Source organism: Synechococcus sp. BMK-MC-1 (genome assembly GCF_014279955.1).
Taxonomy (GTDB): Bacteria; Cyanobacteriota; Cyanobacteriia; order PCC-6307; family Cyanobiaceae; genus Synechococcus_C.
In genome coordinates this window covers 207,314-219,846 of the sequence record NZ_CP047939.1, presented here as the reverse complement: position 1 = coordinate 219,846, position 12,533 = coordinate 207,314, and the positions used below count along the sequence as shown (strand labels likewise).

Genomic DNA, 12,533 nt, shown 5'->3' with positions numbered 1-12,533 from the left:
CTAGGTCCGAGCCATGCGGCGCGCCTCCTCCAGCTGCTCCGGTGTATCCACCGACAACGACGTTCCCTCCACGCTGAAGGTGGCGATCGTGTGACCGGCTTCGATCAGGCGCAGCTGCTCCAGGCGCTCAAGATCCTCAAGGGGAGAGGCCGGCAGCTGATCCCATTGAGCCAGCACATCGGCGCGGAAGCCGTACATGCCCACATGGCCCCAGTACGGCGCATGGCGATGCCAGTCAGCGGGATCGACATCGCGAACGTGGGGGATCGCGGAACGGGAGAAATACAACGCCCGGCCGTCGTGGGCCACCAGGGTCTTCACCACAGCCGGGTTGTGGATCGTGTCCGCGCTTAAGCGGTAGATCGGTGTGACCACGGCCGGCACCGGCTCACGCCGCCCGAATTCCTCAACCATCGCCGTGACCACGGCGGGATCGAGAAAGGGCTGGTCTCCCTGCACATTGATCACGGCGGTGCTCAGCAGCCGTTGCCGCCGTTGCCCGTCATCCCAGGCAGCGGCCTTGTCACCCCAGGCCAGCGCCACCAGCTCGTCGGCCACGGAGGCGATGCGCTCACTGCCGGAGCTGCAGGACTCCGCCGTCATCAGCACCGGGCACCCCCAACCCTGCGCCAACTGCTGCAGCCGGGGGCTGTCCGTGCAGAGCACGACCGCAACAGGCCCCTCAGCCTCAGCGCAGCGCTTCAGCACCCGCTGAATCATCGGCTGACCACCGATGTCGGCCAACACCTTGTCGGGCAGGCGGGAGGAGGCCAGCCGCGCCGGCACCGCCACCACAGAACGCTGAATCGCCATCAGTCCCAGAGCTTCATGGCGTCATCGCGGGCCGCAAACCATTCCGCCGCAAGCGGCCCACCCATCGTGCGCTGCTCCCGGAACCAGGGACCGCCGAGGGTCCAGTGCAGCAGGCGCGGACCACCCTGCTCCGCAGCCGCCGTCGGTGCGTCCTGCACATCCACCAGATGGTTCCAACCGGTATCGAGGGCGCCGATCGCGTGATCGCCCTCCAGCCAGTGGAAGCGGTGCAGCTCCAAGCCGCTGGCCGTGTTCACATAATCCACGCTGAGCTTGGTGCAACGGCTGCAGTTGAGCAGCATCAACGAACTCCAGTTTTTCTTGGGGTAAGCGCTTTGCACTTCACCCAGAAATTTCACCGTTTCACCGGGCACGTGCTCGTGCTGCACACACATCGCCCCGTAGCGGTCATCCCGCTGATCCCAGAGCTGCTTGATATCACCACGGCAGAGCATGTCGCAGTCCATGAACAGCGCCCAGCCCTCGTATCCCATCAGATAGGGCACCAAAAAGCGGGTGAAGGAAAAGGCTGTGCTCTGTTTCGGGTCCCGCTGGCGCCGGTACAGCCCCTGCGCCTCCAGCTGGGGGGTCACCAGAGGCGTGATCGCCAGCGGCGCTGAGCTGTGCTGGTAGAGGCTGTCGATCAGCACATTGGTGGCAGCCCGCTCGCGCGGGTCGTAACCGATGAAAATCGGAATCGGAGCGAGGGTGGTCACCGGCTGGCCAGATCTGGGCGCAGATTACGGCCCGCACCAGCATGAGGCCTAGGCTTTCGGCCCTGGAAGCACAACCATGGCAGCGCGGCAGGTCAGTCTTGGATCGATCACCTTCGCCAACGACGCGCCCTTCGTGCTGATCGGCGGCGTGAACGTGCTGGAGTCGCAGCAGTTCGCCCTCGATGCAGCGGCGGTGTACGCCGATGTCTGCCGCCGGCTCTCCATCCCCCTCGTCTTCAAAGCGTCCTTCGACAAGGCCAATCGGTCTTCCATTCATTCCTTCCGTGGCCCCGGGCTGAGCGATGGTCTGGCGATGCTGCAGGCCGTCAAGGACACCCACGGCATCCCCGTAATCACCGACGTGCACACCCCGGAGCAGGCCGCCCCGGCCGCGGAGGTGTGCGACATCATCCAACTGCCCGCCTTTCTGGCCCGCCAGACGGATCTGGTGGAGGCGATGGCAGGAACCGGCGCCGTGATCAACATCAAAAAACCGCAGTTTCTGAGCCCATCTCAGATGGCGAATGTGGTGGAGAAGTTCCGCGAATGCGGCAATGAGCAGCTGCTGATCTGCGAGCGCGGCAGCAACTTCGGCTACGACAACCTGGTGGTGGACATGCTCGGTTTCGGCGTGATGAAGCGCTGCTGCGATGACCTGCCCTTGATCTTTGATGTCACCCACGCGTTGCAGTGCCGTGATCCCGGTGGCGCCGCCTCGGGAGGTCGCCGCAGTCAGGTGCTGGATCTCGCCCGCGCAGGGATGGCCGTAGGCCTGGCAGGCCTGTTCCTCGAGGCCCATCCCGATCCGAGCCAGGCGCGCTGCGATGGACCGAGCGCCCTGCCGCTCCATCAGCTCGAGCCCTTCCTCAGCCAGCTCAAGGCTGTGGACGACCTGGTGAAATCCCTGCCAGCCCTCACCATCCAATGATGCTGACCGCCAGTCAGCCATGGCTGCTGGCCTACAACCGGATCAGCCACGGGGTGGTGCTGTCGCTGGTGGGCATCACCGTGTTGGCCCTGCTGGTGATCGCGATCCGCGACACGCACCCCCCAACGCGCAGCGAGCCTCCTCTTCAGCGGAGGCTCGTGCAGTGGATGCGCCAGCACCCGCTGGTGAGTGTGCTGTTTGCGGCTTACACCGCAGCGATGGTGCATGGCACCACCTGGTTCTATCCAGAACTGCCCGATCTGATGCAAGGGATCGTGCACAGCCCCTTGATCGACAACTTCCAACTGCAAGAGCGTTTCATCGCCGAAACGATGCAGCGCAACAGCTTCCGGTTTTTCCCCCTCGCCCATCAGGATCTGCACGCCCTCAGCTGGTTCACGCCCTACGTGACGGTGTGGATGCTGGCGAGTGCCGCTGAGCTGATCTCCATCGTGGTGGTGAGTGCAACGATCGTGCAGGAGTTGGCAGGCCCACCACGGCGGCAGGAACTGCTGCTCGTGATGGCCCTGCTGTTTCTGTTCGCCCCAGCAACGGGATGGGGTTTTTTCCAGCTGATCTACTGCGAACGCCTGCTCACGTGTCTGCTGGCCTGGTTCGCCTTCTTTTATCTGCGCTTTCAACGCCATGGCCAGCGACGTGATGGCGCTCTCACCCTGGCCTTGGCCCTGGTGGCCGTGTTCGTGAAAGACATCGCCGTGCTGTTGATCGTGACACCCGCCCTGGTGCGATGGATCACCAAACCCCAGGCACGGCAGTGGCGCTCGTTGGAGATGGGGCTGATCGCCCTGCTGCCCGTCGTCGCTGTGTCCTACAGCGTTTTAAGCCTGTTGCCCAGCCTGATGGCACAGGCCGGTGCGTTCAGCAGTGACGGGCGCTGGAGCCTCGATGCGGACTGGCGCCTGCTCACGCTTGCAGGCTTCAGTGGGCTGCGGCTGCAGGCGGTGGTGCGGGGGCGCCTGCAGGCCAATCTTCTCGATGGACTCAATCTCGCAGCCCTCATTTACGCCTCGGCGCTCTGGGCGAGTGTGGGCTACCCCTACGCCAGCTTCTGGACCCTGCCCGTGCAGCTAATCACGGTGATGGATCTGGGCATGATCTGGTGCTGGGTGACAGCGCGCCTGCGCCAACATCTGGGAGCGACCGCGGTCAGCGCCGTCGGCCTGAGCGCAAGCCTGCTGATCCTGGGACTGGAGCATCGCGCCTCCGACTCCTTTATCAAGCGCGTGTCGCGAATCAAGACCACCCAGTGGCGCTGGCACAAGACCTACAGCGCCATGAAGGCGCTCAGCCGTGCCACCCGGGAGCAGGGGGATGCGGTGAACGTGATTTTCATGCGCTCCTATTTCAACCAGCACACGTTGCAAGGCATCAAGGCAGACCGCCTGATCGAATACCACCGCAAGCGCAAGACCTACACCGTGGTGGACGGCCGCGACCGGGGGCAGACCTACCAACCCCGCCGCGGGGACTACTTGCTGATCATCGACAAACGCCAACGCAGCGACCTCGGGCAGGATGGTGAGGCTTTTGAAGAAATCGCCCGCCATGGCGAGAGCAGGCGCGGCGGACGGATCTTTCGCCATCGCTGAAGAGCGCACACCATGTTTCAGAGCCTCGTTCAACGGCGTCGTCAGCGGTGGGCCTGGATGTTCGGCCTCTGCAGTGCCCTGGGCGCCGCAGCCCTGGTGGCCTGGTTGTGGCTGCTGCGGTCGTTGAACTCCCTGCCTTCCCCGCGCAGCAGCGAAGGCCGAGACCTCCTCTATCACTACAACCGCACCTCCCACGATCTGTGGCTCATCCTGCTGGGGTTGGCGGTTGTGGGGTTGCTCTGGTTCAGCCGCCGTGACCCCCAGCAGCAACCCACAGGCAAACCGTGGCATCGCCAACTGCTGAGCTTCGGTCGCGAGCACCCGATCGTGCTGCTGCTGTTCATCGCCTACACCGTGGCGATGGTCAATGGCACCCACTGGTTGTATCCCGAGCTGGTGGGCTGGTACGACGGCATCATCGACCACAAACTGCTCGACAACTTCAGCGGCCGCTACGCGTTCATCAAGGAAACGATGCTGCGCAACGACTACCGCTTCTTCCCCCTGGCCCACCAGGATCTGCATGTACTGAGCTGGTTCACGGCCTACGTGAAGGTCTGGATGCTGGTGAGTGCCGCTGAGCTGCTCGCCATCGTCGTCTTGGCCCATCGCCTGATCCGGCGCCTGAGCCCGGGACCTCCAGCCAAGGCCCTGCTGCTGCTGATCAGCCTGCTGCTGCTCTCGGCACCATCCACTGGCTTTGCCTTCTTTCAGCTGATCTACGCCGAGCGCATGCTCACCCTGTGCCTGATGGCGTTCAGCGTTTGTTACTTCGATGCGCTGCAAAGCGGCGATCGGCGCAGCCAGGCACTCACCCTGATCTGGGCCCTGATCGGGCTCTTTTTCAAGGAAATCGCCGTGCTGCTGTTTGTCACACCAGCGCTGGTCACGCTGATCGCTGGAGCTGCTGGACGGATTGAGGGACGACCAGCCCTAACGCTGGCCGCGCTGCAGCGGCCGACGCGGATGGCCTGGATCGGTCGCTGGTTGCGCTCTTACCAGCTGGAGCTCTGGATCAGCAGTTTGCTGGTCGTGGTCGTTCTGGCGTACGTCTACCTCAGTTACCTGCCAAGCCTTTACCACGGCAAAACGGCTTACAGCTCCAACGACATCTACCAGCTGTCCGCGGATCCTCGCCTGTGGATTCCCCTCGCCTACCTAGGAATCCGCATCAGCACCCTGCTGCGGCAAGGAGGATCCATCCAGCTCCTGGATGGACTCAGCAGCGGCGCTGTGCTGTATGCAGGCGCGCTTTACGTTCTGGTGGGATACGAGGGCAGCAGTTACATGGCGCTTCCGGTGCAGCTGGTGGCCGTGCTGGACCTGGCCTTTGCCTGGACCGCCTGGATCGCGCCCAGGCTCTCGCGCCGCCTGGGAAGCGCTGGCGCCACGGCCCTGGTAGGGGTCGTTGGTTGCGTGGGATGGATCGCCGTGGAACACCAAGTTGACGACAACTTTCTCGAGCGCGTCGTCGGCCTGAAAACCAGACAGGCGTCCTGGCTGCAAACGGTGGAGCGCATTGAAACCATCACCCGAGACACCAGACGCAGCGGCCGCGATGTGAACGTGATCTTCACCAAATCGTGGTTTCGCCCCAAGCGCCATCTCGACCGCTTCCATTACGACCGCCTGGTGTACCTGGATCCCGACACCAACCGCTACAGCGTTGTGGATGGAATCAACAAAGGCTCGGATTACCAGCCCCAACCCGGCGATCTGTTGATCAACATCGACAAGGGCGGGCTGGGATTCCTCGGCGACACTCTCGACGACTACGAGGAGGTGTATCGCTACAGCGACCGCGTCCGCAACGGACGGATTTATCGCTTTCGGGCGTTGCCAGCTGCGGAATAAACAAGCCGGCGATTGAGCTCAGCCACCCAGGGCACAGCGAGCGCCAGCTCAGCAGCCCCTGAGGGCCTTGCCATCCAGGCGTTGTCGTAACGAATGGCAGCGCTGCGCTCAGGGTCAAAGCGCATGCGATTGCCTGAAAGCACATGGCTTTGGCTGAAAGAGCCTGGCTGCAGCATCTGCTCCGAGAAGTCGAGATCCAGCCAACGGCACAAGCGCTTGAGGGTGGCTTCAGGCTCGAGCGCCAGCTCTTCGTATCCCACCCGCAGCACTGGATGGGGACCGCGCTGCAACAGACGATCGTGGCGGGCATTCGTGCGGCACCAGCGCAGTGCCGGGCGCAGACCCGGCAGCCAACGGCCCTGCTCTCGGCCGCGGCGCGCCCGGGAATGCACCCAGGAGCGCACGTCGCGGGTGAGGTGCACGATGCGGATTTCAAGCTTGGGATCCTGCACGAATGGGAGGACGAAATCGTCCTGGTAGGAATCCACCACCCAGGCCGGAGGCGCCTGCTGCGGGTCGCGCACCCGCTCGAGCCCCTCGAGAAGACGGTGCATCTTGGCCGCCAAAGACCAGTGGTCATGCCCAGGCAGCCACTCCAGGAGCGGCTCCCAGACGGGACACTGGGCGGCCACCGCCCCACAGGTGCAGCGACGCTCGAAGCGCAGCTCCCCGCGCAAGCGAGCCGGGCCGCGATCACCATCGGCCGGGGCAGGCCGCTCCAGGATGCGCGCCGCTTCACCCAGGCCAACCATCTGCGGGTGAGCGCCAAGGGCCAGATCGAGGATGGTGGTGCCGCTGTGGCCAAGGCCACGGATCAGCAGAAGCTTTGTCATCGCCGGGAGGCCTCAATCACCTTGCGCAACAGCTCCGACACCTGGCGGAGGTGATGGTCCACGGTGAAACCCGCCAGCACACGCCGTCGCCCGCAGTCTCCCAGACGGGCCGCTAACTCCGGGTCGTTCAAAACCCGGGCCATGGCCGCAGCCATCGCCGTCTCATCGCCTTCATCAACAAGAAACCCGCTCTCCCCATCGAGCACCACATCGGGAATACCGGCATGGCGGGTAGCCACCACGGGCAGACCACTGAGCTGGGCTTCCATCACGGCCACCGGGCTGCCCTCGCTGTCGCCATCTGCAGCCACAAGGGAGTGCTGCACAAACGCTCGCACCTCACGCATCAGCGCGGCAACTTCAACCTGTGAGCGCACGCCCAACAGCCGCACCTGCTGGGTGAGCGCCAGAGACTGCACCAGCGCCTGGGCTTCTGCCAACAGAGGCCCCTCACCCACCATCCACAACTGCAGCCTCGGTGTGGAAGCTGTGGACTGATGGCACAGCTGCGCAAAGGAACGGATCGTGTGCAGCGGTCCTTTCTTTTCCACGAACCGCCCCACAGCCAGCAACACCGGATCGGCAGCGGCTGGCCGGCTTCCCTCAAACAGCGCAGTGTTCGCGCCGGACGGACTGATCAGCAGCCAATCGGCTGAAGCACCAAGGTCCAGCAAGGTGTCAGCCATGGGCCTGGACTTCACGATCACAGCCGAGGCGATGCGCATCAGCCGCCGGTAACGCTCCTCCAACATCCCCAGCCGATTGCTTGCGGACGCATCGGAACCGCGGAAGTGCACCACCAAGGGCACCCCGGTCCAGGCACAGGCCTCCATCACCCGCACCGCTTCAAAGCCGAACTCCACCAGCACGGCGTCGGGCCGACAGCGGTGAATGAGGGCCCAGGTGACCCAGGAGGCTGGCCAGGTCGCCAGCCACGGACAGCGCAGGCGCGTGAGCAGCTTGCTCAGCAGAATGGCGCTGCCATACACCAGCCGCCAGGGGCTGCGCAGAGGGCGCTCATCACCAAAGAACGCCGTGGTGGCAAAAGGAAGCCCTTCCAGATTGGCGCGAATGAAGGTTTCACTGGCAGCCCGGCGTGTCGGGGCCAGCACCAACAGTCGATCAGGCCTGGATGGCGCCGTCATGGGTCCTGATCGGGCAAGGCCAGCACCGAGCGCCAGTGGGGCTCCACGACAGCCCAATCGAGGGAGCACAAGGTCTCCCGAGCCGCTGCACCCAGGCGGTCCCGCAGTGCCGCATCGGACATCAACCGCTCCAGCGCCTGCGCGAAGGCACGCCAATCCTCATTGGGCACGACGCATCCATGCACCCCATCGCTCACCATTTCCAATGGGCCGGGTGAGGCATCACTCACCACGGAGGGCAGCCCCGCGGCCATGGCCTCGAGCAACGCGTTGGGCATGCCCTCAAAGCGGGAGGGCAGGGCAAAAATCGCAGCTCGTTGCATGAAGCTCACCGGGTCGGACCGGAAGCCCGCAAAGGTGACCGCCTCGGCGATCCCCAGCTGCCGCGCCTGATCTGTGAGCGCTTGCCGCTCTGGGCCATCCCCCACCAACACCACGCCCCAGCCCGAACGGCAGGCCTCAGGCAGCGCGGCAAAGGCCTGCAACAGCAGATCCAGTCCCTTCTGCGGGACCAAGCGGGCCACAGCCAGCACCATGGGCTCGCGCACCAATGAGCGATCAACATCCCGCCTGGCCAGCCCAGCGGGGAGGGGGTTGGGCAGCAATTCGAGCCGTTGCCAGTCCCCCATCTCCTGCAACGCATCAATCACCCCTTGGGTGTTGGCTGTGACCACATCGGCCCGGCGGTAAAACACCGAGCGCAGCCGACGCCAAAGCGGCTCCAGCTGTTGACGGCGCGGGTCATTGCGCTCTGACACCACCAGATGCAGGGGAAGATCCCAGGCAGCCGCGCAGCAGAGAACGTTGGTTTTGGTCAGCAAGGACAGGATGCGCCTGGGCTGGCGCTGCTGAACCAGCTGGCGCAGGCGGGCATAGCGATACCCGGCCAGGCGGGGCATCCCCCGCATCAGCAGACGCGTCGCCCAGGTGCTGCGCTGGGGATGCATCTGGCGTTCGATCAGCGGCCAGCACAGCATGATCGCCAGGCGCAAGGCGGCACGCTGCACTTTGAGCACCTGCGCCAGGCTGAAGCGCCGCATCCGAGCCGGCAGAGAACGATCGGCGACATCGCGCAGCCAGGGATGCAGGACCGCTTCATCCGGCCCAAGATCGAACACCTCAACCCCCGCGGGGAGGGCGTGCTTGATCGGGTGTCCATGACGCAGGGACAACACCCGCACCCGCAGGCCCTGGGAGGCGAAGTGTTCGGCCGCCAGCAGACCGACCTTCTGAGCGCCGCCGGCCCCGAGGTGGGGCAATACGACCCAGAGATCATCCATCGCTCAGTGGCCGCAGAGCTTCCAGAAAATCATGGCGGAGGCGTTCGGGCGCGAATCGCTCACGCACGCGCATCGCGGCAGCGGCCAGGCGTCTGCGGCGCGCGGCGTCACCGAGCAACTGATCGATCGCCGAAACCCAGTCGGAGGTGGATGCTTCGCGGGGCATGAGCACGCCGTTCACGCCCTGCTCGATCAACTCCGCAGGGCCGGTGAAACAGTCGCTGGCCACGCAGGCACATCCGGCCGCCATCGCTTCCAACAACACATTGGGGAACCCCTCGAAGCGCGAGGGGAGCACGAACACCGTGGCCCGCACATACCAGGAGGCCATCGACCCCACCATTCCCGGCAGAAGCAGGCGCTGCTGCAAGGTTGGATCAGGCCCGAGGATGGTGCGCAGCCAGCTCTGCTGATCGAGCCCCTGGTAGGGCGCTTCGGGCACACCCGGCAGGGCGAGATGCAGCTGGGGATGGGTGGCGGACAGGGCTGCGAACACCGGCATCAAACGATCAAAACCCTTCTGGTGCGCTTTGGTGCCTGCTCCGAGCAACAGCGCTGCATCGGGCGGCAGCCAAGCCTCCGGCAGCACTTGGGGCGCACGATCGGGGAGCGGCCACTGCACGGGATTGGGCATCAGCAGTTGGCGACGCACCCCGCAGTGACGCTGCAGCCAGGCACCGGTGCGCCGGGTCTGCACCAGATGCAGATCGGCCCATGGGTAGGTGAGGCGACGCAGACAGCGCCAGGGCAGAAGCGGTGGTTTGGCCGGGGGATAGTTGCGTTCCGACACCACGCAGCGCACCGGTGAACCGACACAGGCGAGCAAGAGCTTCACCGCCGGCAGCGTTGTGATCCCAACAGCCAAGTGGCAGTGCTGCTGCCGCAGCAGCGCCCGCAAACCCAGCACCCGCCAAGGGAAGGCCAACCAGCCCAAACGGTCGAGAGGGCGTGGCAAGGGAGGTTCTTGAAGGCGTTGCACCCCAGCGGGCACGGGGTACACATCCCGCTGAGCTGGCTGCCGGGTGATCACCAGCACAGACCAACCCGCTTGTTGACACCAACCAGCCCAACGCAGCAACACCCGCTCAGCACCACCGAGCTTGAGGGAATCAATGCAGAAGGCGATTCTCGGGGCTGCCATCACCCCATCACCCGGGGGCGGAGCGACTGCAGAAACTGACGGGCCTTTTCGGCTCGTTCACGGCGGAGATCTGGGAAGTACACCAGCAACACAGGATCAACCAACTGCTCGAGATCAGGGCGCTGGTCGGGACACTCCCGTGGCCAGCGCCCAGCATTCAGCATCGTCAGCAGAGCATCCGCAACGGCACGGTGATCTTCCTGCGTGCTGTGAATGATCGGCTCGAAACGGGCATGGAAGCAGGCATCCCGCAGGCGGGACACCTCATTCACAACCTGGTCGTAGCGATCGGCATCGGCTGCATGCCAAGCCATCACCGCCGCCACCGTGAGGCTGCGCAGGATGTTGCGGGTCATCCGCACCGCCGTCTTGCGATCAATCGCAAATGGGTCGTAGCGACGCACACTCTCCATCAGCTCCAAAGAGGCCTGCTCCAGACCAGGGGTGTCCTTGAGGGCCATCAAGGCCCGCAAGCGCGTGAGCTGAGCGGAAATCAACAGCTTGGCTCTGTTCTCACGATTGGGTTTCAAGCAGCAATAGGTGTTGGGATCCTGCTCAAGCCAAGCCACGATCTCCGAGAGACCCTCAACCCCATGGCGGAGAGCGAGGTCGTCCTTGGCATCGATCGCCCGGTAAGTGCGCACCACCCTGCAGTACCCGGAATAGTGAAGCGGCAGGCGTGTGCTGGAGGCCAGCGCCTCAAACAGAGCCAGCTGGTCCAAGCGGGTTCCAGGTCGCGAACCGCGCCGGAACAGAAGCTGGCGGAGGATCTCAGCTTCACCATCCTCATCCCAGATGCGTTCGATCAGGCGACAGGCTTCGTCGTAGTTCCCGCCCTGAAGGCAACGTTCCGTCAAACCGGCGAGCAAACCTATGTTGTACGGCCTTCGCTGGAGCGAGCCGCGCAACCAGGCATCAGCCCAGCCTCGTCCCCCCAACCGCTCAAGGACGTGCACACCCAGCAGAGTGAGCTGGGCGCCAAGCCAAGACCAACGCCATTGCGATCGCACGTGGTGATAAGGCGGAGCCTGGGGTGGCAACGGCTGCTTGGGCAGCAGGCCGTGGCGATCCAGCACTGCGAGCATCGCCTGCGTGCGCGTGCGGTAGGTGTTGTGTTGCGCCCGCTCCAAACGCAGGGCCTTCGCAGGGCCATTCCCTGCCAGAACAGTGTTGATCGCCGCAGCAAACGCCTGCGAATCAGGAGGACACAGCAGCGCCACATCCCCCTGATCCAGCAGCGAGGGAATCGCCGTGGCCACCACCGGACAACCAGCCGCCAGGTATTCGAAGAATTTCATCGGATACATGTGGCGTGTGTAGGCATTGATCTGAAGCGGCAACAGCGCCACATGCGCTTGGGCCAGATAGGCAGGGAGGGAGGCGTAAGGCTTCGGCCCCAGCAGATGCACATTGGGGAGTCGTTTTAAGCCACGCACATCCGTGCTGGGGTCGGTTTCTCCAACGGGCCCGATGAACACAAACGACCACTGCGGATGCTCGCAGGCCAGGGTTTCCAGCAACGCCAGATCGAGTTTGTAGGCATCAATGGCTCCCACGAACATCAGCACAGGGCCGTCGCCAAAGCCGTCCCGCCAATCCGGAGGCGACGCCAGAGAAGGATCGAGAGCCCGCCCGAAATGATCGGCATCGGCCACGTTGCCGAAGTAATGCGTGCCGGCATTGCGAGGGGCGATGGAGGCCTGAAGCTCCGGTGCGGTGGTGAACACCGCATTGGCTGCGCCACTGAGATCCACTTCGGCTTCGTCCAGGGCAGCCACCGGCATCCCTGGCTGAGCCTGAATGCGATCAACGCAGTGATACACCGTGGCGTGGAATTTGCGCAGACGCAGATAGCAGCGCGTCTGGGGGTTGAAGGTCCAGAGCAAGGGACTGCGGAAATCGAGAACCCAGTCGGCCACAAACAGGGAGACGGCCAAACTCCAACGGTTCAGCGCACCCCAAACGCCAGCACTGCGTCCAGGCAGAACCAGTGGTGAAATCACCCAGAGGTTGGGTCTGACCTGCCTGGGACCTCTCAGCCCCCGGCGCAGACGACGCCAGATTCGGCGAGAGTCTGAGCGGTCGGCCCGGGGGGCACGCACACCCAGTGAATCGACGTAGAGCACCCGATGCCCAAGGGCTGCAAGGGACAGCGCCTGGTGCTGTTTGTTGGTCCAAAGCGGATGATCCCAGTCCGCAGTGGATAACAGCAC

At 64.3% G+C, this 12,533-nt stretch carries 10 protein-coding genes; 3 read left to right on the top strand and 7 right to left on the bottom strand.

Features of this window, described 5'->3' with window-relative positions; all coding sequences use genetic code 11:
• The gene (gene kdsB, locus SynBMKMC1_RS01060) at window positions 1–813 is read right to left on the bottom strand and encodes a 3-deoxy-manno-octulosonate cytidylyltransferase (RefSeq protein ID WP_186472403.1); all 813 of its coding nucleotides are present in this window, start codon (window positions 811–813) and stop codon (window positions 1–3) included.
• Window positions 813–1,529: a hypothetical protein gene (locus SynBMKMC1_RS01055; protein ID WP_186472402.1), complete on the bottom strand. Its 717-nt coding sequence runs from the start codon at window positions 1,527–1,529 to the stop codon at window positions 813–815. The genes kdsB and SynBMKMC1_RS01055 overlap by 1 nt, the downstream gene beginning before the upstream one ends.
• A 76-nt stretch (window positions 1,530–1,605) precedes the next feature.
• On the opposite strand from SynBMKMC1_RS01055, the gene kdsA reads away from it, so the two are divergent.
• From kdsA to SynBMKMC1_RS01040, 3 genes are read left to right on the top strand one after another with little or no spacing between them, the layout of a single operon-like run.
• On the top strand, window positions 1,606–2,457 hold the full coding sequence (gene kdsA, locus SynBMKMC1_RS01050) for a 3-deoxy-8-phosphooctulonate synthase (protein ID WP_186472401.1): 852 nt from the start codon (window positions 1,606–1,608) through the stop codon (window positions 2,455–2,457).
• On the top strand, window positions 2,457–4,067 hold the full coding sequence (locus SynBMKMC1_RS01045; RefSeq protein ID WP_186472400.1) for a hypothetical protein: 1,611 nt from the start codon (window positions 2,457–2,459) through the stop codon (window positions 4,065–4,067). Before kdsA ends, SynBMKMC1_RS01045 begins: the two co-directional genes overlap by 1 nt.
• A 12-nt stretch (window positions 4,068–4,079) precedes the next feature.
• Window positions 4,080–5,921, top strand: coding sequence for a hypothetical protein (locus SynBMKMC1_RS01040; protein ID WP_186472399.1), 1,842 nt, complete (start codon window positions 4,080–4,082; stop codon window positions 5,919–5,921).
• Here the strand turns inward: SynBMKMC1_RS01040 and SynBMKMC1_RS01035 are convergent.
• The 5 genes from SynBMKMC1_RS01035 to SynBMKMC1_RS01015 are packed head-to-tail and all read right to left on the bottom strand — an operon-like array spanning window position 5,888 to window position 12,533.
• Window positions 5,888–6,754, bottom strand: a complete 867-nt coding sequence (locus SynBMKMC1_RS01035) for a sulfotransferase (protein ID WP_186472398.1) — start codon at window positions 6,752–6,754, stop codon at window positions 5,888–5,890. The genes SynBMKMC1_RS01040 and SynBMKMC1_RS01035 overlap by 34 nt on opposite strands.
• Entirely contained in the window at window positions 6,751–7,899 is a 1,149-nt protein-coding gene (locus SynBMKMC1_RS01030) for a glycosyltransferase (protein ID WP_186472397.1), read from the bottom strand. Before SynBMKMC1_RS01030 ends, SynBMKMC1_RS01035 begins: the two co-directional genes overlap by 4 nt.
• Complete coding sequence (locus tag SynBMKMC1_RS01025) at window positions 7,896–9,179, bottom strand: glycosyltransferase (protein ID WP_186472396.1); 1,284 nt, start codon at window positions 9,177–9,179, stop codon at window positions 7,896–7,898. The genes SynBMKMC1_RS01030 and SynBMKMC1_RS01025 overlap by 4 nt, the downstream gene beginning before the upstream one ends.
• A complete protein-coding gene (locus SynBMKMC1_RS01020; RefSeq protein ID WP_186472395.1) occupies window positions 9,172–10,320 on the bottom strand; it encodes a glycosyltransferase in 1,149 nt (382 codons plus the stop codon). The genes SynBMKMC1_RS01025 and SynBMKMC1_RS01020 overlap by 8 nt, the downstream gene beginning before the upstream one ends.
• Window positions 10,320–12,533 carry a glycosyltransferase gene (locus SynBMKMC1_RS01015; RefSeq protein WP_255486245.1) on the bottom strand — a complete coding sequence of 738 codons (2,214 nt, stop codon included), beginning with the start codon at window positions 12,531–12,533 and terminating at the stop codon, window positions 10,320–10,322. Before SynBMKMC1_RS01015 ends, SynBMKMC1_RS01020 begins: the two co-directional genes overlap by 1 nt.